This window comes from Coleofasciculus sp. LEGE 07092, from assembly GCF_015207375.1.
Classification (GTDB): Bacteria; Cyanobacteriota; Cyanobacteriia; order Cyanobacteriales; family Coleofasciculaceae; genus LEGE-07092.
Window position 1 is genome coordinate 1 of sequence record NZ_JADEWY010000048.1, and the last position, 25,456, is coordinate 25,456.

Below are 25,456 nucleotides of genomic sequence, written 5' to 3' on the forward strand. Positions count from 1 at the left end.
TCCCCTATGCTCATTGTCACTTCTGGTGTTTCCATATCGCTTACTGATACAGTCTTCATCCTATTATCTACTCAATCAGGAAGAAATGACAAGAGGTGATTAGGAAATTAGTTAGAGTTACTAACCCTCGTTTTTCCAAATCGAGGAGTTCTCAGTGTCGCTATTGTTAGTGTGGGACTAGCCGCAGGCTCTGCCGAATCAATCCCAAATATTTCGCCACCAACGATTAGACTGACTCTCAGTAAAATCTATTTTCTGGCGAATATCCCCAATCTTCCACCCCGTCAGTTTAGCTAAAGTCTGCGCCTCCTGTTCAAATCGTTCATTCAACGAACGTTTATAGCCTTGAGCTGCTTTACAATTCATCTCCCCCGTAAACGGATGCTGCAAAACATACCGCCCCTGAAACTGCTGGCGGTTTGATGTCTCTTGGAACATCAAATCTTCTGGAAACTTATCGCGAGTATAGCGAACGTGTAACCGAGTGATAAATACGTTATTAGGAGCGTTAGAATTCAGCCAAAACACTCCAGCTTGCTTAAGCTCTTCTGGGGTTAAGGGATTAGCCGCACAAGGGTCGCACCATCCCATGTCCCAAGCATATTCTACAAACGCAACCTTTTTATTTTCTCGTTCGTAAGCCGTTTGGAACATCGCCTTGTAGAACTTATCAAACTCATTTTTTACAAAAACTGGAATTTGAGCATCAGATGGAACATTCACAGTCCGATAATTTGTTACCTCTACCTGACCTTTGGGAGATAAGATATAAACAATTAAATCCTGCTCAGATGTACTATTAATCATCCCCAAACGAATCGGTAGCATGAATCGAGGAGACTCGTAAGCCATTTGAAGAGGTCGCAAAAATTGATAGCCAGCTTCTTCAAATTCTTCGATATTGACCTTGGCAACAAAGAACTTCATATCCTGCCGAATATAGGGTCGCAACAACTGACTAGAACCCCGTGGAATTCGGTAGCCATTTCGTCTCAGCCAGGTTTCTAAACCATCCGATTCTCTAGCGCTGAGAATAACAATGTCATATTCCCCCACTGAAAAGCTGGCTTCTACGGTGACACCGAAAACATTATCCTCTGCTTCACTTAACGGTGCCGCTTGAGGGACTCCTCTCATTATTCCACCAACAGGAATAGGAGGCGCACAGGGATCTGAATCAAAATATTCCACCAGTCGCGGCGCACTAAAGGCATCGAGTCGTTCCACAATCTTAGAGTCACCAACCCGAACCTGTTCTTGCTCAAGCACCACAGGAACTGGGACAACCAAGGCAAAGTCTTTGACATCCCCTTGATAATCATTTGCCATCGTTAGAATCGTGCGATCGCTATCCCGTGCGATAATCACTTGAGATGCTTGATTGTAAAGCTTCGTATCGGCTTTAGCCACATAAAACCCGCAGAACGCCCAGGCTTTTTGAGCAAAGCTTATTACAGCTACAAATGTCAGCAGTAACGTTATCAAAATCCGCACTAACTTCATTGCTATCTCCTCAATATCAGTAAAATTCCGGCTCTAAACAATGGCTTCCTTCTCTCTAGTCAATTCCTTTTCACCAGAGTCGCTAGAGATGTTAGCCGAGGATTCATTCCAAGAAAATCTTGGCGATGACCAGATAAAATCTAAAAGTACCGTTAAGGGGGCTAGGGCAAACAACGCCCAGAAAACGGCGGTAGTAATAAAAAATTGATTCCGTAAAATAAAGGTAAAGATGGCGATGCATCCCGCCCAGAGTAATCGACTGCTCCGGGCATTGGGAATCGAGCGAGGATCTGTGAGCATAAACAGAGCGAATAGCAACAACGAGCCGCTCATCAACCGATGGGAAAACACATCCCATGTCCAGCCAAGCCAAAGATTCCGCACGGCTTCTAGTAAAGCATAAACCCCCAAAAAAGCTGCCGTTGTGTCCCAGCGACCGACCCGCTTTAATATCATGCCACCCATACCGGCAAATAACAGCGCATACCAGCCATCATCCCCCCATTGTCCAGGCGAAACCCAAGCATCATTTGTCAGAATTAAAACTGAAATTATGCCAAAATTAGCCGGATTAAAAAAATGTTTACCTTGAACTTGAAAAATAAATTTACTCAAAATTGCCAGAATACCTGCCAGAATCATGGTGGTATAGCGATCGCTCCGCAGTAGCAGACTCAAGCCCAAAGCCGTGATAGCCGCGCTTTTGAGTGAAGGCAGTTGCAGCAGACTCTTCCAACCCCAATTAAGCCGCCCTTGGAAATTTTCTCGGTTGGTAAACAGAGCCAGAAATCTACCTTGACTTTTTGGACAGACAGATGCGGCTACCCACTGAGTCAGTAAGCAAGTTACTGTCACAACCACAATCAAATCAGGTCGTATTGTCCAATCTCTTGTTCCAATACCCAAAATGAGGAAGAGTAAGAGAAACAAAATCTGATAGTCTCTGGGATCTTGTCGTAGCATTTAAAGAAATGGCAAATAGGAAATAGGGGATGGGTTAACAAGTCAGCCAATTTCTGCCTATCCCTGTTGTCGTCGTGTTCGGCTTTCACGGTTAAGGTACTACATAGACTCGTTTTATTCTCCCCTAAAAAAGGGGGCTTATGAGAATCTATATGTAGCGCAGCAACCGTAAGTAGGTATCAGTCCTGTTGCCAGTATGCCTGTCGTTAAACCTAAGGACTTAGGTGTTACATTTTTTGTAACAATACATCAACTCTGATGTTCGGACAGAATCTTGCGGATTTGCATCCCAACGGCATCGGGTTGCTCTACCATAGCCAAATGTCCGCACTTAGGAATTTCAATCACGTTGGCAGCACAGCCTTGAAATAGCTTGTGAAAACTAGCGAGATGGCGCACGTACTTCGGTTCCATTACTTTATCATCGGCACCAGCAATGAAATAAAGCGGCTGTTCGAGCTGTGAAACCACCAGGGGCAAACGGTGAACCTCAGCTTCTGTCGTAGAATCCAGTAACGTCCTCAGTGCCGCTTCTGGATGAGCAACCACAAAATCAATAACTCGTTGCCGTCCCCACCGACGGGCAATGGGACGCGCCACTTGCGCCCGCGTAAACAGCACGTCAATCCAAGGAAGATAGCATAGCCATTGGGGACGACGTTTCACTAACTGCTGACCGGCAGCCCGAAATCGCTCAAACTCTTCTTTGAGATAAATTCCGCCACCCGCGTTGATGCAGATAACCCCCTTGACTTGCTCTGAGGCAACAGATGCCCCCCACAGAGCAATACTGCCGCCTAGGGAATGACCGATGAGCCACGCTCTCTCAATATCTAATTTTTGCAGTAGAATGCTCAAATCCCTAGCATAGGCAGTTAGGGAATAGTTGCTTGTCGTAGATACACAGTCAGGATTGACTTCTAGCAGTTCCGAATCAGTTTTTTCCTTTAAAGATCGGGAATCACCGAATCCCCGCAAGTCATAAACCAAGCACTGATAGTCATCGACTAGCCTATCAATCAGCGGTTGCCAATAGCTTCGACTTAAAAGCCAGCCGTGGATGAAGACCAGAGCTGGAGAGGAGGATGCCCTAGGAGGCGTTAATTCGTAGGCGTGGGTAGATCCTAGAATATCGATTGTTGCCATATCTCCATCCTATCCGAGAACGGGGACTGGTAAAAAGCGGGAGAGTTGGGGAAGTTTGTGCTATGTGCGATCGCTCTTTCAAACCCCTTCAGCATCAGAAAGTCCCCCTTGACGCAACCTTTCTCGCAAGGAAGCCACCTCCTGTTCCGCCGCTTCCGCCCGTTGACGTTCCTGTTCTATTTTTTCCCGCTCTTGAGCCAACTGCTCCGAACCCCACAATAACAGGCTCCCCTCTTGATCCCACCAGCGTAACCAATGATTAGTCCTTTCTAACCGCTTGCCATACCAAACTCCCAAGGATAAAGCCATTGCAGCAATAAGATAACGCCCCTGGGCGTCAGGTTGTTGGATTTCGTAACGTCCAGAAATTAATTGGCGTACTTCCAACATTCCGGAATCCGTATCAAAAATGACGTAGGTAGGGATTTGTAAAATACGCTCATAAAACCACATTTTCCCATAAGGATAAGTCGGTCTAACCGAATATTCTCCAGCATCCGTCTCTGACAAAAACTCCATTACTACTGCTGGCACATCTCCTTCGGTGTGGGGAGTATAACTGCGACGAATGACTCCTGCTGCTACAGGAAAGACACAGGGAACATAAAGCCAGTCGGGGGCTTTGACGACGGTTTTACCATTAACTTTGGCACACAGACCAAAGTTAGAAGCAATTAACAGCGAGTCAGTAATAAATCCATAATTATCTAGCGCTTCTGTCAAAGCAGCAGCCAGAAATGGTTGATTAATATTTTCCACGGGGTCATCGGGTAAAACAAAATCTGGGGGTAATTTTTCCCAAATAACATTATATTCCTGTGGTGGAGTACTTATCTGAGTCATGATTTCTAAAGCTGCCTTACAATCTCTTTTTATTGGTTAGATCTTATCCTAAGTTACTTTCAATTAGCTCAGGCATTTTTACAACATCAGAAACGACTGTCAAGTAGGTGGCAGAAGCATTAGGCTTGGAAGTAGAGGCAGTCCGACAGATAGAGGCATCCAACCCTCAGAGTGATGAACCCACTCAGCAAGATTAAGGTTGGAACTCTTGCCACGCAACCCCTACCTAAAAGCGGCTTGTTGAGATTGGTACAAGATGTGAGCTCGCCAACACTCAGCCTTGGGGATGACAAATCGAGCCAAGTGTCTTTATTTTTAAAAAAGCATACTGCACGGGTGCCTACCGCTCAACCACCCTATTTATCTCATCCCTAAAATGGCTAGTGTTGTTTTTGAATACGTCACCAAGAAATTTGATACTTTTGTCGCAGTCAATGACCTAAACCTGAACGTCGAAGATGGTGAATTCTTAGTCTTTGTCGGACCCTCTGGCTGCGGGAAAACCACCTCCCTGCGGATGCTTGCAGGTCTTGAGAACGTGACTGAGGGCAATATATACATTGGCGATAAGCGAGTTAATGATATGCCGCCCAAAGACCGGGATATTGCCATGGTTTTCCAGTCCTACGCTTTATACCCCCACATGTCTGTGTATGAAAACATGGCATTTAGCCTGGAGTTGCAAGGCAAGCGTCGGAGTGAAATTAAAACCCGCGTAGAAGCTGCTGCCAAACAACTGGGAATTGATCCTTTATTGCACCGCAAACCCAAGGAACTATCCGGGGGACAACGGCAACGGGTAGCAGTAGGTCGCGCCATTGTTCGCAATCCGGCAGTATTTTTGATGGATGAACCCCTATCGAATTTGGATGCTAAGTTGCGGGTGCAGGCACGTGCGGAAATTAGCAAACTACACAAGGAATTGGGAACCACATTTATTTACGTCACCCATGACCAAGTAGAAGCCATGACCATGGGAACTCATATCGCCGTCATGAATGGTGGGGTATTGCAGCAAATGGATACGCCTCAAAACCTGTACAACTATCCTAAAAACGTTTTTGTTGCAGGCTTTATCGGTTCTCCAGCAATGAATTTTTTTGAGGCTAAGTTAACCAGTCGGGATAGTGACTTGTACATTACAACCGACTCCTTTGAGTTTCAAATTCCGGCGGAGTGGGTAAAATGCTATCAACCCTATCAGAGTCAAGAGGTTATCTTCGGCATTCGTCCTGAAAATATCCACGATCCAGACTACGTTCCTCCTGGCATTGAACCGACTTTGGTGAGGGCAACGGTATCGGTGACGGAAATGATGGGCAATGAAGTGATTGTCTATCTCAATACTGCCACAGGTCAGGAATTTGTGGCACGGGTCGATCCGCGATCGCATATGGCTGTAGGTCAATCCGTTAGTATTGTCTTCGATCGCTCATACTTCCATCTGTTTGACAAGCCTAGCCAACAAGCGATCACCTAATCTAACAAAGGAGTAGTACGGGCATCTTGCCTGTACTGCCTGACTGGGGGAAGTTTCTACGTCCGTAATTGGTATGAGGACTTGGCAGGGGGTGTTGAAGCGTGAGGTGGCGAAAAATACCCTTATAGCGATATTGTAGGAGTTTCTAGGGAACTTTAGGTAGAATTTACCGATCTTAATTTTGATAGGAAGAGAATAGTCTACCAATCCCGCTGTCAATCGGAATCATCCTTTTATCAATTGCACTACCATGGTACTTCATTCCCTTTCGGCAACTGGCAATCCTGAAAAACCTTTGAAACTGACCATCTGGGAACCTGCTAAAGTAAACGGCGATCGCATCAGACCTTTTTACTTTAAAGCAAATTACATCTGTGAAACGCTGCCAGAAGCCAAGCAGATTCTCTCTGACTTCAAGCACAACAGCCGCGATTTGCAGACTGCTTGAAGTTAGAAACGGCTTTGGTAGCCACAAACACAGTTGCCCCCAATCAAACCAATTTATCTCTTGAGATAGAGGCGCTTCTGATTCCCCAGAAAGACGCGATCGCACGTCTGTCTTATTTAAAATAAAGCTGGGCGACGGGTACAATCCACCAGCAGTTTCAGAAGGTTTTTCTATGTTTAATCATAACTCTGTTGTTAATCGCGATCGCATCAGCCGCAGCCCCTTTAGTTTCCGGTGGGGAATTGCGTTAGGAGTTCTCACCCTACTTCTCCCAGCTTGCGCTGTTAACTCAAGACAAGCAACGGCTCCGCCGGATAGGGCAACCCTAGGGAGTGGCTCAACCTTGGGGGATGTTGCAGATGATACGGATGAACTGATAGGTCAGATGGTAACGGTTGATGGCAAAGTAGGAGAAGTTGTCGATCGAGATACATTCAATCTGCAACAAGACCAATTTTTGGGCGGTGATGAAGTGTTGATTGTCAATGCCAATCCTAACGTTCCTATCGTTGCCGGGAACTGGGTGAGGGTGACGGGCAAAGTCCGCCAATTCGTGAGGTCAGAATTTGAGACAGATTATGATTTAGATTGGAATTTAGACCTTGACAAGAAATTGGAAGCCCAATATGAAAAACAACCAGCTATTATAGCTGAATCCGTCGAATTGTTAGCGGTGGATTGAGTGGGAATTTGCCCAAATTGCTGCTTGAGTGCGATCGCGTAAATTCAACCGACTTAAAATACTGGTAACGTGGTTTTTCACCGTCTTCTCAGAAATATACAGTGATAGAGCAATCTCCCGATTACTGGCACCGGTAGCAATTAACTGCAAAATTTCTTGTTCTCTCGGCGTTAATTCATCCCAAATAGCTGATGGGTTGGGTGGTTGTGCAGGAATTTGAGCCGCAATTTTTTTACCAATTCCCGGTCCTAGTTGAGTATAACCCTTATGCACGGCGCGAATCGCTTGAGCTAATTCTTCGGGTGGTGTATCCTTGAGCAAATATCCGGCTGCACCGTACTGTAGCGCTTGCGTAACGTACTCATCATCATCAAACGTCGTCAATACTAATACTTTTATGGGCGGGAACTGCTGACAGATTTGCCGAGTCGCAGCAACGCCATCCATAATCGGCATTCGCACATCCATCAGCACCACATCCGGCTGCAACACCTCCACTTGATGAATGGCGTTTTCCCCATTATCCGCTTCACCAACTACCTCCAAACCCTCCTCAAATTTCAATAAAGCTTTTAATCCACGCCGAACTAAACTTTGATCGTCAACGAGTAATAAGCGAATCATCATTGGGATTATTCCGTATCGTAGTACAGGCGTCTGCCGGTAGATATAATTTAAGCTACACCCTAAGCAAGGGAAAATTAGCAATAATTTGGCAACCCTCTCCGGGTGCAGTCACAATTTTAAAACTGCCTCCCAATACCAGAGCGCGTTCGCGCATTCCTTGCAAACCAAAACCTGTAGTGGTTTGCTCGAGATGAAATCCCCTACCATTATCTCGAATGCTTAAGTATAAATCTGCGTCTGCCCAAACCTGAATGCTAACCTCGGTTGCCCTGGCATATTTGCAAATATTGGTTAGTGATTCTTGGATAATGCGGTAAACGGCAGTTTTGATTTCAGTGCTGACTGGATGATAGAGTTCAATGTGACAGGTTGGGGAAATACCTGTAGATTTATGGAAATCGTCGATTAAAGAAGCGATCGCATTTTCTAATGACTGACTTTGCAAAGGGTTGGAACGTAAGGTAGAAACAGACTGACGTACCTCTTTTAAGGCTGTTGCTCCCACTTGTTTTGCTTCTAACAGAAAGTCTTTGGCTTCAGCAGGTTCAGAATCCAAAAGTCTCAACGCCGCTTCTAAGTGCAGGTTAAAGACAGTTAGAGAATGCCCTAAGGAGTCGTGAATTTCACGGGCAATCCGGTTGCGTTCTTGCAGGGTAGCAACATCTTCGATACGCAAAGCATAACGGTAGAGTTGGGCATTCGCTTTCGCTAGTTCTTCTCGACTGCGCCGTTCTGCTAACACGGCATCCACTAATAGCTGTAAAAATACTAACACTAATCCAAAGACAAAAATAGAACTTAATAAAATAAATATCCATCGCTCAGGCACTACCAACGGAGGGGGTTTTAGAGGAGGGCGAGGTCTAAAATTGCGATACTGAAATCGATCAATTTCTCGCAGCAGAAATAAAACAAAAGCGAAGCCCGTAATAATTAAACGCCTTTGTCGTTCAAAAATAAAGCAGTTTCGGATCACCAAGATAATTAACATCAATGGTAACATTCGCAGTTTGCCCACGAGGGATGCCACTAGAATTAACCCGATTTCTATTCCGGTATAAATGACTTTATTAAGTTTATTCTCTGAGGGTAATCTTAACCCCATTACCCCAAATAATGCCAGACACAGTAAATTGAGGAGTGGAAACCGAGTGAATGGAGGAAAAGGAAACCTCAGAAATTCAATGACAGCGATAATTCCCAGTAGAATCCACTCCAAATAGAGTAAAAAATGAATCGGATGTTTAGAAGTTTGAAGGGGAGAGCGCATCAGTATTTTTTCCTAAAATCTTAACCAAACGGCTGAAGGAAAGACAACAACATTCAAGGGGTGTAGGGTTTCGGGGAAGAGACAAGGGGGCACTGTAGGACTTTAGTCCTAGATCAATTCGGGACTTTTTCCTCAGGTTGTCTGACTCTTACTGTCTTTAAGATTAAGACATCGAACATCAATCCGTTCGAGTCAACAACATCAAAGAGTCAATACCATGAAAATCAAAGTCCTTCCGTTACTGGCTAGTATTGCAGCAATTGCCTTGACTACGGCTCCGATGGCAGTTCGCGCTCAACCACCCTTCATGGAGGAACTCAACCTTACCGCCGAACAAAAAGCCCAGTTGGAACAAATTCGGGAAAGTACTGACTCTCAAATTGAGCAGATCCTTTCTCCTGAACAACAGCAGCAATTCCAAACTATCAGAACAGAACGTCAGCGTGTACGGGGAGCAAGGGAAGCTCTTAACCTTTCGGATGAACAGCGAGATCAGATGCGAGAGATCCATCAGTCAGCCCGAGAGCAGATGCAGAATGTCCTCACTGAAGAACAACGTCAGCAAATGCGTGAAGCAATGCAATCCCGTCGGGGTGAAGGTAGATTCAGAGGGAGAAATCAACCTCGTTAATACCAACTAATTGTACTCAGTGGGGAGTAGAGTATCTATACTATTCCCCATTCCCCATTCCCTCAACTGTCACCTTTATTTGTGTCGAGGTACTTACTACTGAGGGGGAGTGGGGTTAACCGCTTGTAAGGCTGCTTCTGTATCAATGGCAGTCTTTTCCCAAATTGCCTGCAATACTGCGTCTTCATCCAAGCCCGCGCTCATAAAAGATAAATTTTCTCCTTCAATCGCTGCCTTAGCTTGCTCGCTAATATCCGGGTATTTCGTGAAAACCTGTTTCAGGACTTGATCTCGGCATTGGAATAGCTCATCATATCCGTGAATGCGATCGCACTGCCAGAACTGTACAGCTAATTGATGCCCTTCAACTGCTGATTTGACAATGGCTAAGACGTTGGCATCACCGTAGGCATTTTCCACAATCGGCACTAAATCCGTAATATCTTCGCCATACTCTTTGGGATTAATGCCGCTTTCGAGTTTAATTTTTATGACTCGCAGCTCTTCAATTGCAGTTTTCATGCGAGGTGATACGACAGGGGACGGATTGCTAGCGATTGTATTTCCCGAATGAACAAGTGAGGATTGTTGGACAGTGCAGCTAACCAGGAGGGTAGCTGTAGAAAGGATACGTGCTAATTTATAAAATGGCATCTGACAATCATGCAGTCAAAGGTTTTTGCAGGGGTTCTAGTCCAGTATGCCCAACTTATCAACTGCAAAACACATTTTTAAACTTATTTTGATGAAGATTTGATGAATAAATAAGGCAGGTATTTAATTTTTGAAAAAGTAATACGATCGTTATGAAAGCGATGCAAACATGGTGCTTTTGCTAGTATACACCTACAGCTAGTATTCATTAAGAGTACAGACTGTGTTTTTTACAGCGGGAGAGATTTTCAACTAAGTGAATCTACGGCTAACGATATATTTAACGATTGGTTAGTTCTGCTCGGATAATTATTGCCACCCAGTTTGCTAGAAAGGGAAATTAACGGCAGCGCAAAAAGAAAAAAACAAGGAGTTTTCGTCGAGGCGAATACAGTTAGGGGTTGCCAGAATTGACAAACAATGACAGTACAATGCAACCAGGCTTGAAATAGCGATAAATCTTTATTCTGACTAATCTCCCCATAAGAGTAGCAACGGCTGCTCTCATTGCTCAAATCTATCGTAAGCGTTGGACTCTCGAAACCTTGTTTCAAGTACTCACTGTGATTTTTAATTGTCAAATCAAGACTCTTGCTTATCCCAAGGCAGCTCTTTTTGCTTTCTGTGTTGCTCTAGTTTCCTACAATATTCTTGCTGTAGTCCTAGCTGCCTTGAGAAGCGTTTATGGCAGCGAGAAAGTTGAACAAGAAGTTTCCTGTTATTATCTGGCTGACGAAATTCGAGGCACTTATCGCGGCATGATGATTGCGATTCCTCCTTGTGAATGGAAGGTTTTTGAGCAGATGAGTTTGATGGAGTTGACCCAGGTGCTTCTGGATTTGGCGGGTCGGGTTAATTTGAGAGCCTTTCTACGTCACCCACGCGCCGAAAAGAAGACAAACTTCCGACTCAAACGCCAGCGTCCTGCCCAGCGCCCTCATGTTTCTACTGCTAAGATTCTAGCCCAAACTAAAGCCAAAAAGCTGACACCTTGAAAGGGCTGGGTGAGTCTTGCCGATCCTGATGCTGTCGATCCAAAGTCAGCATTGAGCGTGTTTAAATCCGCTTTGAAAAACATTGAGGCAGCCATTGCTGTCGTCGGACATAGAGTTGCCACGGCGATCGCGGCTGTTCCTATAAGGGTTTTGGAAAAATTCATAAAGTCGCTCTCGATATTGAAACAGAGGGATTCCGAAGGGAAGTCCCTTAGTGAATACGAACAGCGATGGTTTTTGGATTACTTAGCGGATGTTCCCAAACCACGTAATTGCGGATAATCTGGATAAATTCACAGAAACTTCATCAAAGCTTTATCGCAACTTCACAATAGCGCACCCTAGTGCATCTCAGCAGATACTCCTATCTCCTATCTCCATTTTTGTTCTCATGTCCATCACTTCCCTGCAACGACTGCTAACGACTCCTACGGATAAGCTACCCCGCTCCCAGGTAATCTTCTGGTTGAGTCTCAGCCTGACATTCTCAGCAATTTACAGCCTCTTAGCACTCCAAATAGCATTTAGCAGTGACTATTTAGTAGATAGCGATGCGCGTCAGCACGTCTTCTGGATGCAGCGGTTTTTAGATCCAACTCTATTTCCCAATGATTTAATTACGGATTACCATCAGTCTATTGCTCCGGCTGGGTATACAGCCCTCTACCGGATTATGGCGGCTTTGGGTATTAATCCGTGGGTATTTAACAAAGTGGTGCCTACAATTTTGGGATTAATTACCACAGGGTACTGCTTCGGGACTTGTTTGCAACTGTTACCAATACCCGTGGCAGGATTTACAGCATCTCTGTTGCTCAATCAAACGCTTTGGACAACCTATACTCTCGTTTCTGGTACGCCGAGAGCATTTGTTTATCCGATAGTTTTAGCATTTTTATACTATTTGCTGCAGCGTTCGTTGCTTCCTTGTCTGGGTGCGATCGCTCTTTTGGGATTGTTCTATCCTCAGTATGTGTTTATCTGTGCGGGAGTCTTGATTTTACAGATATGGCGCTGGCAGGGGTGGCAACCGCGTCTTTCTGGGAATCGTCGGGATTATTGGTTTTGTATCGCTGGGTTGGGAGTTGCTTTTGTGGTGCTGTTGCCCTACGCTTTACAATCCAATGAATTTGCTCCAGTGATTACAGGTGCAGAGGCGAGAACGTTACCGGAATTTCTGCCGGATGGGAGAACTCCTTTTTTTGATGAAAATCCGTGGGAGTTTTGGCTATTTGGCAAACGCAGCAGTCTTCTGGGGGGGATATCGCTGCTACCGTTGCTGTGGTTGGGTTTGCTGTTACCGTTTCTGTTGCGTTACCCGTCCCGTTTTCCGTTAGCAAGGCAAGTAAGGGGACAGGTTGCAATTTTACCTCAGGTTGCCTTAGCTGCGGGTGTGATGTTTTTTGTTGCTCATGCTGTCTTGTTCAAGCTGCATCTGCCGGTTCGCTATACCACTCATAGTTTAAGAATCGTTGTGGCGTTAGCGAGTGCGATCGCTTTAATTGTAATGGTAGATGGGCTATTTCATTGGGCAAACGCCAACTCTAACCCATCTAGAAAACGCTGGGCGCTAGGAGTAAGCGCACTACTAGGAATGATACTTTTGCTCTATCCCTGCTTTGTCCCGTTTCCAATTACCCGATACAAAGAGGGTGGGGTTCCCGAATTGTACGAATTTTTGGCACAACAACCGCAGGATAGTATTATTGCATCTTTAGATGAAGAGGCGAATAATCTGCCAACCTTTGCTCAACGGTCTGTTTTAGTGAGTGAGATGTATGCGATTCCCTATCATGTCGGTTATTATCGTAAAATTCGTGAGCGGACAGTTGATTTAATTCGCGCTCAGTACAGTGGGGACTTGACAGAAGTACAAAGGTTCATACAAACCTATGGCGTGGATTTTTGGCTTCTGAATCGAGCAGCTTTTACGCCTGACTATATTTCTGGAAGTAACTGGTTAATGCAGTTTTCCGAAGCAGCGGAAAGTATTAAAGAACTGGAGGAGGGAACAACTCCAGCTTTGTCTACTCTAGTAGAGCGCTGTTCGGTTTTTGAGACAGATACTTTAGTCGTATTGGCAGCAAAATGTTTGGGTACATCCCAGGGTTCTTTAATTGAAAATGCTCCGGGGAGGGAGTGAAAACTATTAACAACTCGATAGCATAATTCATAATTTCTTCGGTCAATTATCATCGTCGGACAATCGACAACGCTGGAGTGTCTGGCACTCGATCCGCTTAGTGCGATCGCTCATAATAGTGGGTAAGTCGGGTCGTCCCGTGAGAGCAAGTCGCCAGTCTGCCCAGATTTCGTACAGGGTATCCACAATCCAACCAATCACAGGTAGCTTGGTGGCGGCATAAATCCACCCCATTCCTAGGATTTCGTAGACTCGACGAAAGACCTCGACATTTTTGATGACAGTGCCGTCGGGGAGTACCGCATGGATTCGCCCCATTGCTGTCTCAAAGTCTACGCCGCCATGCAAAGAGGGAGTATAGTCATCGTCGGCAATGTCCACAAACGCTACTTTTCCTCGACCAGCATCCCGTTTTCTCAAGAAGTTGACTTCTCGCATACACAAGGGACATTCACCGTCGTACAGCAACTTGATTTGCCAGGATGGGGAAGCAGATACAGTAGCGACTGCAAGGGATTCGTGGGGTTGGGTGTTTGATGAGGGCATAGGGGGTTGGAGAATCAATTAGCGTTGGAACCTGGTTAAAAATCTCTCGGACAAGGAGATGGAGATTTTGCTGGCTTGTTTATTGCTAATTGTAACGATATTTGTTGCTAAATGTAACGATTTGAGGATGCTATTCAGAATATAAGCTGTTGAGCGTGCGATCGCCTCTTCTTTCTCTTACTCCCCCCTTACCAAGGGGGGTTGGGGGGGTTAACCTGGGGAAACATTTATCAGGACTAACCTTCTATAAAACCAGGATGCACCAATGACCAAACTTTACAACAGAACCTTAGAGAAAGCGAAACGTCAGCAGCTTCGGCGGAACATGACAAAAGCTGAATTTAGGCTCTGGCAAAAGCTCAAGGGTAAGCAGCTTGAAGGAGTTAAGTTTCGTAGTCAATATGGTGTTGGTCGGTTCGTTGTCGATTTTTATTGTACTGAACTTAAATTAGCGATAGAAATTGATGGGGAGAGTCATTTTCAAGACGGCGCACGAGAATATGACCAAGAAAGGCAGGCTTTTATTGAGTCGGTGGGAATTCGGTTTTTAAGGTTTACTAATGAAGATGTGTCTGGGGCATCGAAGTTGTTATCCACAGCTTCATAAGCTTTGCCAGTGAGAGTACATCGCAGATCATTTCCTAAATCTTCGTACTGAAGCAAGCCCTCAGCCTGAAGTGCCTGTATAGCTGTCTTTTTCATCTCGGGCAGCGGTTCTTCTCCACTGTAACCAGAAATGGACGAACCATGTAAAAGCCTAGAGATTATAAATTCTTCAGATAGGTTTCCTTGATTGACCTGCTGGACGAACCATCGTAGAAGAACTTTTTGGCTATGCGTCAAGTTATACATTGTATTTGGCTTTCACTACCTATAGTACCTTCTTACTCATTTTGACTATCTGGAAAGCCAAATTGATCTGGCAACTCATCAGACGTAATCTTCAAAACCTCCAGTAGAGTCTTGTATTGAACATTGATGCGATCGCGCCCTATTCTTCCTCGTCGCCAACCTCATCTTCCTCGTCAAGGTCTTCGCCAGTCTTTGCCCTTAACTCTTCAAACAGTACTTCAAGCTGGCGCTGCCTTCTTTCCAGCCTTTCTACCATAAAATACGAATGGCTGATTTTCACATATGTCAGTCAAACAAGTTCCTTGCAGGCGATCGCTAAAAAGAGCGCAGCGATCGCCCTTTCTGAAGACATTACCCAGATAAGGAGGACAATTTATCAGCTACCGTCAGATGGAACAATGGAAAAATGCCATTGCCTGTCAACTGCAAAAATGCTCCACTCAGCAACAACTACAACACTTGTGGAACGCAATTGAACGCGACCAGACAAAACATAACTCTCAATACGCCGATGCCGTTGTGTCCTTCCTGAAAAACATCTGGGTAAAATGCCTCCCCACAGCCGCTTAACTGCCTCAAAACTACCATCACGACAACTCAGCCTGTACAAAAGCGATCGCGAAGATGAGATGTGTTATGTACTAGTCAAATACCACAAAACAAAATCCAATGGTGAGTGCCTCTATGAATCCCTACACGATTATTCATCAAACTCAACGGCAGCGAGTCAGCGATGGTATGACACGGGCGCTTCTAGAAAACTGCGAGAGTGCCCCACGCACCCTCGTACTCGTCTGGTCTCAACTGGGTGACTTTGATAGTCTAGAATACGCTTGGTGGTTACAGCGAGAAGCCGAACCGTTGCAAGCTAAAGGACTAGCTATTCGCGCTGTGGGTATTGGCAACCTCGATTCGGGAAAACAGTTCTGTAACTATACAGGATTTCCTGCCGAGTGGTTGTTTGTTGATCCAGATGCTCAATTGCATCGCCAGCTTCATCTCTATCCTGGGCTTTGTCTAAAACTCCCTGGACTCTCCACCAATCAAACAGCTTGGTTTAACCTACTATTAATGTGTGCAGGGATTGGCAGCCGGGGTACACTCGCTGAAGTTTTTCGGGGTTATCGGGGCGATCGCCAAGCGCCTCAGCTTATTGATGATAATGAAGTGGTACAAGCAGCACCGCTACCCCCACTAAAAGGGGAATTTTTTAAATTCGCTGGGGGTAGGGGGTATCAGCGCCCGTTTGAATTAGCCACCTTACGACTGCGAAATATGGTGGAAGTTCTGGGCAATTGGAAAACTTACGTCCCCAATTCTGCCTATCTGACACAGCGAGGTGGAACCTTCCTCTTTGATACAGAGGGTAAGCTACTCTACGAGCATCGTGATAAGGGAATTCTCGACTTTGCTGCTAACAAGAGCCGCCCATTATCGTTTTTATCAGAGGTTTGAGGGAGTTGTCATCAAACTATTCAGCTTAACATTTATTTAAAACTCAGATGAAATCTCATTCATATTTAAAGAGTTTACGTTATTCTATCATCATTCTCTTAATCTTAGGAGTTTTTTTTCGATTTGTTAATCTAGACCGTAAAACCTATTGGCATGATGAAATTTTCACCTCATTTTGGCTGGCTGGTTACACGGTAGAAGATGTAGAAAATGAAGTGGCGAAGGGGCAAGTGATTAGCGTCGAAGAGTTACTCAATTATCAGCGCCTGCATGGGGATAAAGGCTTAGTGGATACTGTTCAAGCCATTAAAGACGAAGATCCCCAGCATCCTCCCCTCTATTATGCGATCGCACGGTTTTGGGTAGGGCTACAAGGTCTTAACCCTGTACAAACTCGCATGGTATCTGTGCTGATTAGTTTTCTGGTTTTCCCTTGCCTCTATTGGTTATGTTTAGAATTATTTGATTCATCGTTAGTGGGCTGGATAGCAATGGCGCTGTTAGCGATATCGCCCTTTCATGTTTTGTATGCCCAAGAAGCACGGCAATATAGTTTGTGGGCGGTGACGATTCTACTCTCTAGTGCGTCACTTTTACGAGCAATGAGGCAGTCAACCTTGTCTAATTGGGTTATTTATGCAGTAGGAGTGTCCCTGGTTCTTTATTCCCATTTACTGTCATTTTTACTACTCATTGGTCATAGTTTTTATATTGCTGCCATGAGTGGTTGGCGATTTAGCAAAGAATTAAGATGTTATCTTTTGGCATTGACGGCAGGACTTATTACCTTTATCCCTTGGCTAATTGTTATTGACGAGATTGGAGCCTCAGGGTGGACGGGTAATGATCTTTCATTATTGACTCTCGGACAGCGGTGGTTACTGAACGTGACGGCGGTATTTTTCGATCCGCAAGTACTGTATAAGGAACAGCTTTTTGAGGTAAGGACTAGGGTTGATCCTGTGCCACTTGTGAGTATCAATCACCCCTTGAGTTTTTTAGTGATACCCATTTTAATTTTAGTAGGTTATGCTATTTATTTTCTGATCCGCAATACTCCTAAACGGACTTGGTTATTGATTATCGTTTTAATCGGATCTACTGGCTTACTTCTCGGATTACCCGATTTAATTGTTGGCGGACAGCGCTCTAGTATTGCTCGATACCAGATTCCTTGTTTATTAGGAATTCAGGTAGCGGTTGCTTACTTGCTCACGACTAAAATTACCACGCTCTCGGTTAAAGTCGGGCAACAAAAATTGTGGCAAATTGTGACGGTTGTTCTGATTTCATTGGGGGTTGTGTCTTGTGCCATGAGTGCGCAGGCGCAAACGTGGTGGACTAAGTACAGCAGCTATTATGACCCTGAAGTTGCTCAGAAGATTAACGCAAGTTCGTCTCCCCTAGTTATTAGTAATAGTATAGTACGAACCACAGGTCTTAGTTATCTCCTCGACTCCCAAGTTTCGTTACTGTTGTTGGGAGGAGAAGAACCACCATTGCCTAATTTTTCTACTAATTTTAGCGATGTGTTTTTGTATCAATCTTCTAGTGAATTTCGCGATCAATTTGAGCAACAGCCGAACTATAAGGTTGAACCTATTCATCTGCTGGGTCAGCTTTGGCGTGTTAGTTTAAAATAGGAGATAGGGGGAGTGGGGAGTGGGGAAAAGATTTAATGTACCTCACGACTTTAGGAAAAGCTATATAGGTTTTTTATATTTCCTATAAAAGGGGAATCGTCAAGGATAAGGTGTGCCAAAAGTGACTGCTCAGACATCCTCTCCGTCTAAACTTCAGAGAATCTTTTGGTTAGCCCTGAGTTTAATGTTTGCCGTCATTTACAGTAGTCTGGCGCTACAACAAGCGTTTAGTGCTGATTATGTGGTACAGGATGATGCAAGGCAGCACGTCTTTTGGATGCAGCGATTTTTAGACTCTCAGTTGTTTCCCAACGATCGCATCGCGGATTATTTCCAATCGGTTGTTCCGGTTGGGTATCGTACTTTATACCAGTTAATGGCAGCAGTAGGAATCGAACCTCTGGTTTTGAGTAAAGTTCTGCCATTCGTGCTGAGTTTAATTACTACAGGTTATTGCTTTGGTGTCACGTTACAGATATTACCTGTACCCGTGGCGGGATTTATCAGTTCGCTGTTGCTGAATCAAACCCTCTGGATGCGGGATGATTTAGTATCGGCGACGCCGAGAGCGTTTGTTTATCCGTTGCTTTTGGTGTTCTGGTACTATTTGTTACGGCGATCGCTTTTACCTAGTTTGGGTGCGATCGCTCTGCAAGGATTGTTTTATCCTCAAAGTGTCTTTATCTCCAGTGGGTTGCTGATTATACAGTTGGGGAAGTGGGAACGGGGGTGGTTCCGGTTTTCTAAGGAAAGGAGAGAGTATTACTTCAGTGCGGCGGGTTTGGCAGTGGCGCTGTTGGTAATGCTGCCTTATGCTTTAACTACCTCGGAATTTGAGCCAATTGTTACCGCAACTCAGGCAAGAGGGATGCGGGAATTTTGGGCGGGGGGACGTGCTAGCTTTTTTAATGATAATTTCTGGGAGTTCTGGTTGAATGGCGATCGCAGTGGCATTTTACCCCGGCGGCAGTCTCTGCCGATACTATTATATGGGGCATTTTTATTACCTTTACTGCTGCAATTTTCGATTCGATTTCCCCTGAGTCGGCAGGTGAAGGGTGGGGTGATGCTCTTACCGCAAATTATTTTAGTATCCCTGAGCCTCTTTTTTGCCGCTAACGCCCTGCTATTTAAACTTCATTTACCGAGTCGCTATACAGAACATACCTTACGACTCGTCTTACCCCTAGCCACGGGAATGGCGTTGACTATTCTATTGGATGGAATTTTTCATTGGGGGGAACACGCTAAACGTATTCCCAAGCTATCATCCAATTTCAATAGGGATGTACAGCCCTTTCCGAGTCGGTATGATACATTTCCCCCCTTGATAAGGGGGGTTAGGGGGGTCAAAATGTACTTCATTGAGTTGCAAACCCCTGTACTACCAGTCGGGTTGGCAGCACTAGTGGGAATTATCCTGATTTTTTATCCCAGTTTTGTGAAAGAGTTTCCCAAAACCGCCTATGAAGTGGGACAAGTGCCCGAATTGTACGAGTTTTTTGCCAGTCAGCCGAAAGATAGCCTCATCGCCTCCCTATCGAGAGAAGCGGATAACTTACCCACCTTTTCTCACCGTTCGATTTTGGTGAGTTGGGAATATGCCATTCCTTACCACTTGGGTTACTATAAGCCCTTTCGCCAACGTGCGATCGCTTTAATTCGTGCTCAGTACAGTCCAGAGTTAGGGGAGATAAGAGCGTTTATTGAAAACTATGGTATAGATTTTTGGCTGCTGGAACGAAGTGCCTTTACATCGGAGTACGTGGCTAATAGTAAATGGATACAACAGTTTCAACCGATAGCAACAGAGGCGGAAGTTCGGTTGAACCAAGGCACGACGTTAGCGTTGCCAGGTTTGATGGAGGAGTGCTCGGTTTTTGAAGCGAAGGGGTTGGTGGTGCTGGAGGCAAAATGTATTGTGGCAGGGGAGTTGGGAGTTGGGAGTAAGATTTCCGGAGTTCATTACAAATCCCGATGGGTAAAAGACTTAGCATCCTTCCCCGCATAAGTTGCAACAATATGCCCTTGACCCACCATCTGATACTTATACGTCACCAACCCTTCCAACCCTACCGGTCCGCGAGGCGGTAACTGGTGGGTACTAATTCCCACCTCTGCACCAAACCCATAACGGAAACCATCAGCAAAGCGGGTAGAACAGTTGTGGAAAACATTCGCTGCATCCACTTGATTGAGGAACGTCTCGGCAATTTCCTCATCTTCGGTAACAATGGCATCCGTATGCCCAGAACCGTAGGTATTAATATGATGAATCGCCTCCTCTAAGGAGTCCACCACTTTAATCGACAGAATCAAATCGTTGTATTCTGTAGACCAATCCTCCTCAGTCGCTGCTGAAATATCCACAATCTTACAAGTGGCATCATCCCCCCGTAATTCCACACTCCGTTCCTTCAAAGCAGTTACTGCTAACGGCAGGAAACTCGGTGCGATCGCAGAATGAACTAGCAATGTTTCAATGGCATTACAAACCGCCGGATATTGGGTTTTAGCATCAACTGTAATATTAACTGCCTTATCCAGTTCAGCCGCCCGATCAATATAAAGATGACAAATCCCATCAGCATGACCAAGTACCGGGATGCGAGTATTGTCCTGTACAAACCGGACAAAGGAATTTGACCCTCTGGGAATAATTAAATCAACATACTCGTCAAGCTGCAACAGCGCCATGGTTTCCTGGCGGGTGGTTAATAGCTGAACCCCTGCCGGATCGACTGCACTTGTCGATAATCCTTTATGAATAGCATTAACAATCGCTTCGCAAGAACGAGTCGCTTCCTTCCCACCTTTGAGAATCACCCCATTCCCCGACTTCACCGCTAAAGAGGTAATTTGCATCACGGCATCGGGACGCGCTTCAAAGATAACCCCCAATACTCCCAACGGACAACTTACCCGCTTCAGGACTAATCCCTGATCCAATTCGCGGTGAATTTGCATCGCACCTACAGGATCGCTGAGTTTCCCCACATCCCGCACCCCTTCTATCGCCGCCTTCAGCTTCGTCTCGTCCAACTTCAGGCGATTGTAAAGGGGTTTGGCAATGCCGTCTGCCTCAGCCCCTTGGCAATCCGCTACGTTTGCTGCCAAAATGTCTGCTGTGGCAGCTTCTAACCCTTGAGCGATCGCTTCGATTGCCTGATTTTTTGCTTCCGTAGAGAGAACCGCTAACTGCCGTGCTGCCTGACGGGTGGCTTGAGCAATTGTGCGTAGGGGTAGGGAAGCCGCTTGAGTCGTTGTCATGATTGGGAGTCGATACCGACAAGTCATCCGCAGTTTAACAAAATTCTGCCTAGAAATCGTGACCCGATACCCCTATGCTAACCCCCAAGGCTACCTGGGGAAATAGGACAAGCTGATGATAGGGCAAATCGTATCCGTATTTCTATGGAAATTGCCTAGAAGTGGGGATGGAAAATTCCTAGATTTTACGGATTCTAACTGCCCTTGAGAGCGAATATCCTCAGCAATATAAGGACAAGGAAACAAACTCTCAGTTGTAGATGCATAACCTGGCAGGAGTCTCCATCTGCCAGGCTTTTTCTTTTGAATGATCTCTAGGACATCGCTGAGGCGAATTTAGATTTGGGGATGTCATAGGGACGATAGTACAACTCAACAATTTGAGCCAAGTCAGCCAACGTGTAATCGGTTTCAAACAAGGACAAGTGTAGGGAATGGAAAAAGGCAATATCCATTGTTAAGCCAATTTGATGGCAAAACATATCCGGTTTAGTGTTCAAACCATTTTTTTCTTGCCGAATTCTTCTGGCTACAAAGAGTTGTTTCAAAACCACAAATTTTTGCAATAAAACCTCCACTACAGTTACTGGTAAGCTCAAACCCGTCATTTCTTGAGTCGGAAATGGGGCATTTTGCTCGAATTTAAAGTGAGCATCTTTGAGTTTAAATAAAACACAAAATTGCTGCACCAGTTGAACTTGAAAAAGATGCTCGAGTTGTTCGGCTCGTAAGACTCCCTGCTTTCGTAAGTACAACCCCAAGGGTTGATCGGCAGGTCGCAACTGAGCTAATTTAGTAACGACGCGATCGCTAACCCACTGATACTGCTGGATCAATGACAGCAAGCCATTCTCGTTTAACTCGCTCGCCGCCGCTACAATACTACCATTCTCTACCCAGATATAATGATGGGATGCTGGTGAAGATTCAGGCAAAACCCGAAGTGTTAGCATCCCAGTTTTACTACCGCTATCGATAAACCGGAAAATTTCCGGTAGGGAAAAATCAGACAGAAAACCTATAATGGACATCGCTGTTGAGTTGAATTGAAAGCCTAGGACTATTCTCTCGTTAACGGTTGAGCCTGACAGCCCTTACCTCGAAAACCGGGGCAAGGGTCGTTTTATAATGAAGGGATGTCGTTGTATTTTCAGTAGCTGTGACCACAACCCCTCTTCCACCGAATTCCCAATCCCCTGCCAGTACTGCTGCCCAGCAACCAGATGCCTTGGGGCGCTTTGGGAAATTTGGGGGTAAGTACGTGCCAGAAACCTTGATGCCTGCTCTGTTTGAACTAGAGCAGTCCTTTGCACAATACCGCAACGATCCAAATTTCCAACAGGAGCTACAACAGTTACTCAAAGATTATGTGGGACGTCCTAGTCCTCTCTATTTTGCCGAACGCCTTACTGCCCATTATGCTAAACCCAATGGCAGTAGCCCAGAAATTTATCTAAAACGAGAAGACTTAAACCATACCGGTGCCCACAAAATCAACAACGCTCTCGCTCAGGTACTGCTAGCCAAGCGGATGGGTAAACAGCGAATCATTGCTGAGACGGGTGCCGGTCAGCACGGTGTAGCAACGGCAACCGTATGCGCTCGCTTCGGTCTAGAATGCATCATCTATATGGGCGTTCACGATATGGAGCGGCAGGCATTGAACGTGTTTCGGATGCGGCTGATGGGAGCTAAAGTACAGCCCGTAGCTGCTGGTACGGGGACTCTCAAAGATGCTACCTCTGAAGCCATTCGCGACTGGGTTACAAATGTAGAAACCACTCACTATATCTTAGGTTCAGTCGCAGGTCCCCATCCCTACCCGATGATGGTGCGCGACTTTCAGGCAATCATCGGTCAAGAAACCCGCACTCAATGCCAGGAGAAGTGGGGCGGTTTACCCGATATTCTGCTTGCCTGTGTAGGCGGTGGTTCAAATGCAATGGGACTATTTCACGAATTTGTTCAAGAACCCAGCGTGCGACTTATTGGCATTGAAGCCGCAGGGGAAGGTGTAGATTCCCAGAAGCACGCCGCCACTCTGACACAGGGGCGTCCGGGTGTGTTGCACGGTGCCATGAGCTACTTGCTCCAAGATACAGAGGGTCAGGTAGTCGAAGCGCATTCGATCAGTGCTGGACTCGACTATCCCGGTGTCGGTCCTGAACACAGCTATTTAAAAGATAGCGCCAGAGCTGAGTATTATAGTGTGACTGACCAAGACGCGATCGCTGCCTTTCGACGCCTATCGGAACTGGAAGGAATTATCCCGGCTTTGGAAACAGCTCATGCGATCGCCTATCTAGAAACCCTTTGCCCTCAACTCAACGGCAGTCCCCGTATCGTCATTAACTGTTCCGGTCGGGGCGATAAGGATGTTCAGACGATTGGCAAGTTCATCCATCTAGGCACTGAGGATTAGGCAGCAACACAACTACCGGGTCAAATGACAACCTTCACCAGTTAACTTTAGTTGTGCCAACCTACTTAGTCGTCAGTTTGCTAGTCCTGGTCGGTGGATTGAGCAGTTGCAGTTCTGCTGTTAGTATCAATCCATCCCTACCCAGTGATAGCGCCTCAACCTCAGACGTATCTCAAGAGTCAAGTTCCGGTGAATTTACGAATTTGGAAGACGCAGTTTACCAGCAAATCAACCAATATCGTCTCTCCCGCAATTTGCCTCCCCTAACGCTCAACGATCGCATCAGCAAACAGGCAAGACTGCATAGTTCGGCGATGGCAACGGGTCAGGTGCCCTTTAGTCATCAAGGATTTGATCAACGCATCCGAGCCATTGCTGCATCTATACCTTATAGCAGTGCAGCGGAAAATGTTGCCTATAACCAAGGTCATCGTGATCCAGCACAGCAGGCTGTTCAGGGTTGGCTGAAAAGCCCCGGTCATCGCCAAAATATTGAAGGTGAGTTTGACCTCACTGGTATTGGCATTAGCAAAAATGCTCAGGGCGAGTATTACTTCACGCAAATTTTTATCAAACGTCGGTAACTCGCTACCATCAACCGTTTTCTCCTCCACTTTACCGCGAACCCATGACCAACCCATCCGTCGAGAAAAAATTGGCAGATTTTCAAGTATGCGATCGCGACCTGACTGAGGCTCTGTGTCAAGACTATCTAACCGCCGATGCCATCGCAGTAGATACGGAAACTATGGGACTCATCTACCAACGCGATCGCCTATGCCTCGTTCAGCTCTGTGACTCAAAGGGTCGAGTCACGGTAATTCGCATTGCTAAAGGACAGACTGAAGCGCCCAACCTCAAAAAACTACTAGAAGCCACGAACATTCTGAAAGTCTTCCACTTTGCTCGTTTCGATCTGGGTATGCTGCGGCAAAATCTCGGCATCCAAGTCCAGCCCATATTTTGCACGAAAATTGCCAGCAAGCTAGCTCGTACCTACACAAATCGCCATGGGCTTAAGGAGTTGGTTCTCGAACTCGAACAGGTTGAACTGGATAAAGGTGCCCAAAGTTCTGACTGGGGCAATCCGGAAAACCTTTCCGATGGACAATTGCAGTATGCTGCTAATGATGTCCGTTATCTGGTAAGTCTACAGCAGAAACTAGTTACCATGCTGAAACGAGAAGACCGTTGGAAAGTGGCTCAACAGTGCTTTGAGCTTCTACCGATTATGGTAACGTTGGATTTATTGCAATACAGAGATATCTTTGAACACTAGATCAAGGCGGCAAAACGAATGCGACCCTTCATGCATCACTCAGATCTTGTGGATTCTGTTCAAGGGTGGCATTCAAGGGAAGGGCTTCTACAGGATAGCCAACGGCTTTCCACGCTGCTAGACCTCCTCTAAGTTCCGAAACGTTTTTATACCCTGCCTCGCGCAGTTGTGTAGCGATGGCAGCGGTTTCTTCGTCGGTTTCACCGTAAATGTAAATATCGCGATCAAGTTCTAGCCTGCTCAAGACTCGGTGAGTTGGTTCGTTCATGGGCAGAGGAACTGCTCCCCGAATGTGGCTGAGGTTGAACTCCCGGCGATCGCGCACGTCTAGAATTGTCAAAGCTGGTTCGCCCCAATCCAGGCGTGCCTTCAGGTCATAAACGCGGGACTGGGCTGGCAGGGTTCGAGGGTTGGGGAATATATCAAACAACCGATTCATTTAGCTATACCATGTTTTGGAGCCTTCTTTGCAATGTAACAGGAATCTTTAAGATTTTCAAACTTTTGTGTAACAAAACTTGACTGATTTGCCACAATAGTAATAGAAGGACTTAACCCTATCGAGACGAATCCCTAATCCTTACGGTTCAAGTCGTTAGAACTG

General features: G+C 45.7%; 26 protein-coding genes. 15 read left to right on the top strand and 11 right to left on the bottom strand.

Annotated features, from left to right (window positions below; genetic code table 11):
- Nucleotides 1–198 precede the first annotated feature (198 nt).
- The 4 genes from IQ257_RS13615 to IQ257_RS13630 form a co-directional block, all read right to left on the bottom strand.
- The gene (locus IQ257_RS13615) at nt 199–1,503 is read right to left on the bottom strand and encodes a DUF2330 domain-containing protein (RefSeq protein WP_193879476.1); all 1,305 of its coding nucleotides are present in this window, start codon (nt 1,501–1,503) and stop codon (nt 199–201) included.
- Nucleotides 1,504–1,536: 33 nt separating this feature from the next.
- Nucleotides 1,537–2,466, bottom strand: coding sequence for an RnfABCDGE type electron transport complex subunit D (locus IQ257_RS13620; protein WP_193879479.1), 930 nt, complete (start codon nt 2,464–2,466; stop codon nt 1,537–1,539).
- Nucleotides 2,467–2,715: 249 nt separating this feature from the next.
- Complete coding sequence (locus tag IQ257_RS13625) at nt 2,716–3,612, bottom strand: alpha/beta fold hydrolase (RefSeq protein WP_193879482.1); 897 nt, start codon at nt 3,610–3,612, stop codon at nt 2,716–2,718.
- A gap of 78 nt (nt 3,613–3,690) precedes the next feature.
- A complete protein-coding gene (locus IQ257_RS13630; protein ID WP_193879485.1) occupies nt 3,691–4,455 on the bottom strand; it encodes a Uma2 family endonuclease in 765 nt (254 codons plus the stop codon).
- A 376-nt stretch (nt 4,456–4,831) separates the two neighbouring features.
- Here IQ257_RS13630 and IQ257_RS13635 point away from each other — a divergent pair, with 376 nt between their 5' ends.
- The 3 genes from IQ257_RS13635 (at nt 4,832) to IQ257_RS13645 (ending at nt 7,065) form a co-directional block, all read left to right on the top strand.
- Complete coding sequence (locus IQ257_RS13635; protein ID WP_193879518.1) at nt 4,832–5,935, top strand: ABC transporter ATP-binding protein; 1,104 nt, start codon at nt 4,832–4,834, stop codon at nt 5,933–5,935.
- Nucleotides 5,936–6,185: 250 nt separating this feature from the next.
- Complete coding sequence (locus IQ257_RS13640; RefSeq protein WP_193879520.1) at nt 6,186–6,383, top strand: hypothetical protein; 198 nt, start codon at nt 6,186–6,188, stop codon at nt 6,381–6,383.
- Nucleotides 6,384–6,555: 172 nt separating this feature from the next.
- Nucleotides 6,556–7,065 (top strand): hypothetical protein, encoded by a 510-nt coding sequence (locus IQ257_RS13645; protein WP_193879522.1) that lies wholly within the window; start codon nt 6,556–6,558, stop codon nt 7,063–7,065.
- Here the strand turns inward: IQ257_RS13645 and IQ257_RS13650 are convergent.
- Both IQ257_RS13650 and IQ257_RS13655 read right to left on the bottom strand, forming a co-directional pair.
- On the bottom strand, nt 7,051–7,689 hold the full coding sequence (locus tag IQ257_RS13650) for a response regulator (protein ID WP_193879545.1): 639 nt from the start codon (nt 7,687–7,689) through the stop codon (nt 7,051–7,053). The genes IQ257_RS13645 and IQ257_RS13650 overlap by 15 nt on opposite strands.
- Nucleotides 7,690–7,744: 55 nt before the next feature.
- On the bottom strand, nt 7,745–8,962 hold the full coding sequence (locus IQ257_RS13655; protein ID WP_193879525.1) for a sensor histidine kinase: 1,218 nt from the start codon (nt 8,960–8,962) through the stop codon (nt 7,745–7,747).
- A gap of 217 nt (nt 8,963–9,179) precedes the next feature.
- Here IQ257_RS13655 and IQ257_RS13660 point away from each other — a divergent pair, with 217 nt between their 5' ends.
- A complete protein-coding gene (locus IQ257_RS13660) occupies nt 9,180–9,593 on the top strand; it encodes a Spy/CpxP family protein refolding chaperone (protein WP_193879527.1) in 414 nt (137 codons plus the stop codon).
- 96 nt (nt 9,594–9,689) lie between these two features.
- Here the strand turns inward: IQ257_RS13660 and IQ257_RS13665 are convergent, their stop codons facing one another.
- On the bottom strand, nt 9,690–10,247 hold the full coding sequence (locus IQ257_RS13665; protein WP_193879530.1) for a hypothetical protein: 558 nt from the start codon (nt 10,245–10,247) through the stop codon (nt 9,690–9,692).
- Between the two features lie 563 nt (nt 10,248–10,810).
- Here IQ257_RS13665 and IQ257_RS13670 point away from each other — a divergent pair.
- The 3 genes from IQ257_RS13670 (at nt 10,811) to IQ257_RS13680 (ending at nt 13,385) form a co-directional block, all read left to right on the top strand.
- Nucleotides 10,811–11,242 carry a hypothetical protein gene (locus IQ257_RS13670; protein WP_193933062.1) on the top strand — a complete coding sequence of 144 codons (432 nt, stop codon included), beginning with the start codon at nt 10,811–10,813 and terminating at the stop codon, nt 11,240–11,242.
- Between the two features lie 9 nt (nt 11,243–11,251).
- A complete protein-coding gene (locus tag IQ257_RS13675; RefSeq protein ID WP_193879536.1) occupies nt 11,252–11,524 on the top strand; it encodes a hypothetical protein in 273 nt (90 codons plus the stop codon).
- Nucleotides 11,525–11,633: 109 nt separating this feature from the next.
- Nucleotides 11,634–13,385 (top strand): hypothetical protein, encoded by a 1,752-nt coding sequence (locus IQ257_RS13680; RefSeq protein ID WP_193879539.1) that lies wholly within the window; start codon nt 11,634–11,636, stop codon nt 13,383–13,385.
- 42 nt (nt 13,386–13,427) lie between these two features.
- On the opposite strand, the gene IQ257_RS13685 is transcribed toward IQ257_RS13680, so the two are convergent.
- On the bottom strand, nt 13,428–13,931 hold the full coding sequence (locus IQ257_RS13685) for a thiol-disulfide oxidoreductase DCC family protein (protein WP_193879542.1): 504 nt from the start codon (nt 13,929–13,931) through the stop codon (nt 13,428–13,430).
- A gap of 265 nt (nt 13,932–14,196) precedes the next feature.
- On the opposite strand from IQ257_RS13685, the gene IQ257_RS13690 reads away from it, so the two are divergent.
- The 5 genes from IQ257_RS13690 (at nt 14,197) to IQ257_RS13710 (ending at nt 19,892) form a co-directional block, all read left to right on the top strand.
- Nucleotides 14,197–14,538 carry an endonuclease domain-containing protein gene (locus IQ257_RS13690; protein ID WP_193877893.1) on the top strand — a complete coding sequence of 114 codons (342 nt, stop codon included), beginning with the start codon at nt 14,197–14,199 and terminating at the stop codon, nt 14,536–14,538.
- Between the two features lie 635 nt (nt 14,539–15,173).
- Nucleotides 15,174–15,353: a hypothetical protein gene (locus tag IQ257_RS13695; protein WP_193877891.1), complete on the top strand. Its 180-nt coding sequence runs from the start codon at nt 15,174–15,176 to the stop codon at nt 15,351–15,353.
- A gap of 114 nt (nt 15,354–15,467) precedes the next feature.
- A complete protein-coding gene (locus IQ257_RS13700; protein ID WP_193877897.1) occupies nt 15,468–16,238 on the top strand; it encodes a peroxiredoxin-like family protein in 771 nt (256 codons plus the stop codon).
- 47 nt (nt 16,239–16,285) lie between these two features.
- Nucleotides 16,286–17,881, top strand: a complete 1,596-nt coding sequence (locus tag IQ257_RS13705) for a glycosyltransferase family 39 protein (protein WP_193877888.1) — start codon at nt 16,286–16,288, stop codon at nt 17,879–17,881.
- A gap of 112 nt (nt 17,882–17,993) precedes the next feature.
- The gene (locus IQ257_RS13710; protein WP_193933064.1) at nt 17,994–19,892 is read left to right on the top strand and encodes a hypothetical protein; all 1,899 of its coding nucleotides are present in this window, start codon (nt 17,994–17,996) and stop codon (nt 19,890–19,892) included.
- On the opposite strand, the gene IQ257_RS13715 is transcribed toward IQ257_RS13710, so the two are convergent.
- Both IQ257_RS13715 and IQ257_RS13720 read right to left on the bottom strand, forming a co-directional pair.
- A complete protein-coding gene (locus IQ257_RS13715) occupies nt 19,847–21,151 on the bottom strand; it encodes a glutamate-5-semialdehyde dehydrogenase (protein WP_193877884.1) in 1,305 nt (434 codons plus the stop codon). The two genes, IQ257_RS13710 and IQ257_RS13715, sit on opposite strands and share 46 nt — an antisense overlap.
- A 314-nt stretch (nt 21,152–21,465) precedes the next feature.
- Nucleotides 21,466–22,182, bottom strand: coding sequence for a DUF4388 domain-containing protein (locus tag IQ257_RS13720; RefSeq protein ID WP_193877882.1), 717 nt, complete (start codon nt 22,180–22,182; stop codon nt 21,466–21,468).
- A gap of 128 nt (nt 22,183–22,310) precedes the next feature.
- On the opposite strand from IQ257_RS13720, the gene trpB reads away from it, so the two are divergent.
- Genes trpB through IQ257_RS13735 form a run of 3 tightly spaced genes read left to right on the top strand, consistent with a single transcriptional unit; the run spans nt 22,311 to nt 24,852 of the window.
- Nucleotides 22,311–23,573 carry a tryptophan synthase subunit beta gene (trpB, locus tag IQ257_RS13725; RefSeq protein WP_193877880.1) on the top strand — a complete coding sequence of 421 codons (1,263 nt, stop codon included), beginning with the start codon at nt 22,311–22,313 and terminating at the stop codon, nt 23,571–23,573.
- 53 nt (nt 23,574–23,626) lie between these two features.
- Nucleotides 23,627–24,157 (top strand): CAP domain-containing protein, encoded by a 531-nt coding sequence (locus IQ257_RS13730; protein WP_322744323.1) that lies wholly within the window; start codon nt 23,627–23,629, stop codon nt 24,155–24,157.
- Between the two features lie 44 nt (nt 24,158–24,201).
- A complete protein-coding gene (locus IQ257_RS13735; RefSeq protein ID WP_193877878.1) occupies nt 24,202–24,852 on the top strand; it encodes a ribonuclease D in 651 nt (216 codons plus the stop codon).
- A 28-nt stretch (nt 24,853–24,880) separates the two neighbouring features.
- Here IQ257_RS13735 and IQ257_RS13740 read toward each other — a convergent pair whose 3' ends face one another.
- Nucleotides 24,881–25,291, bottom strand: coding sequence for a rhodanese-like domain-containing protein (locus IQ257_RS13740; RefSeq protein ID WP_193877876.1), 411 nt, complete (start codon nt 25,289–25,291; stop codon nt 24,881–24,883).
- Nucleotides 25,292–25,456: the final 165 nt, after the last annotated feature.

Bases quoted from the DNA above. Each gene is read 5' to 3' on its own strand.
- IQ257_RS13615 (WP_193879476.1), bottom strand. From the start codon at position 1,503: ATGAAGTTAGTGCGGATTTTGATAACGTTACTGCTGACATTTGTAGCT.
- IQ257_RS13620 (WP_193879479.1), bottom strand. From the start codon at position 2,466: ATGCTACGACAAGATCCCAGAGACTATCAGATTTTGTTTCTCTTACTC.
- IQ257_RS13625 (WP_193879482.1), bottom strand. From the start codon at position 3,612: ATGGCAACAATCGATATTCTAGGATCTACCCACGCCTACGAATTAACG.
- IQ257_RS13630 (WP_193879485.1), bottom strand. From the start codon at position 4,455: ATGACTCAGATAAGTACTCCACCACAGGAATATAATGTTATTTGGGAA.
- IQ257_RS13635 (WP_193879518.1), top strand. From the start codon at position 4,832: ATGGCTAGTGTTGTTTTTGAATACGTCACCAAGAAATTTGATACTTTT.
- IQ257_RS13640 (WP_193879520.1), top strand. From the start codon at position 6,186: ATGGTACTTCATTCCCTTTCGGCAACTGGCAATCCTGAAAAACCTTTG.
- IQ257_RS13645 (WP_193879522.1), top strand. From the start codon at position 6,556: ATGTTTAATCATAACTCTGTTGTTAATCGCGATCGCATCAGCCGCAGC.
- IQ257_RS13650 (WP_193879545.1), bottom strand. From the start codon at position 7,689: ATGATTCGCTTATTACTCGTTGACGATCAAAGTTTAGTTCGGCGTGGA.
- IQ257_RS13655 (WP_193879525.1), bottom strand. From the start codon at position 8,962: ATGCGCTCTCCCCTTCAAACTTCTAAACATCCGATTCATTTTTTACTC.
- IQ257_RS13660 (WP_193879527.1), top strand. From the start codon at position 9,180: ATGAAAATCAAAGTCCTTCCGTTACTGGCTAGTATTGCAGCAATTGCC.
- IQ257_RS13665 (WP_193879530.1), bottom strand. From the start codon at position 10,247: ATGCCATTTTATAAATTAGCACGTATCCTTTCTACAGCTACCCTCCTG.
- IQ257_RS13680 (WP_193879539.1), top strand. From the start codon at position 11,634: ATGTCCATCACTTCCCTGCAACGACTGCTAACGACTCCTACGGATAAG.
- IQ257_RS13685 (WP_193879542.1), bottom strand. From the start codon at position 13,931: ATGCCCTCATCAAACACCCAACCCCACGAATCCCTTGCAGTCGCTACT.
- IQ257_RS13690 (WP_193877893.1), top strand. From the start codon at position 14,197: ATGACCAAACTTTACAACAGAACCTTAGAGAAAGCGAAACGTCAGCAG.
- IQ257_RS13695 (WP_193877891.1), top strand. From the start codon at position 15,174: ATGGAACAATGGAAAAATGCCATTGCCTGTCAACTGCAAAAATGCTCC.
- IQ257_RS13700 (WP_193877897.1), top strand. From the start codon at position 15,468: ATGAATCCCTACACGATTATTCATCAAACTCAACGGCAGCGAGTCAGC.
- IQ257_RS13705 (WP_193877888.1), top strand. From the start codon at position 16,286: ATGAAATCTCATTCATATTTAAAGAGTTTACGTTATTCTATCATCATT.
- IQ257_RS13715 (WP_193877884.1), bottom strand. From the start codon at position 21,151: ATGACAACGACTCAAGCGGCTTCCCTACCCCTACGCACAATTGCTCAA.
- IQ257_RS13720 (WP_193877882.1), bottom strand. From the start codon at position 22,182: ATGTCCATTATAGGTTTTCTGTCTGATTTTTCCCTACCGGAAATTTTC.
- IQ257_RS13735 (WP_193877878.1), top strand. From the start codon at position 24,202: ATGACCAACCCATCCGTCGAGAAAAAATTGGCAGATTTTCAAGTATGC.
- IQ257_RS13740 (WP_193877876.1), bottom strand. From the start codon at position 25,291: ATGAATCGGTTGTTTGATATATTCCCCAACCCTCGAACCCTGCCAGCC.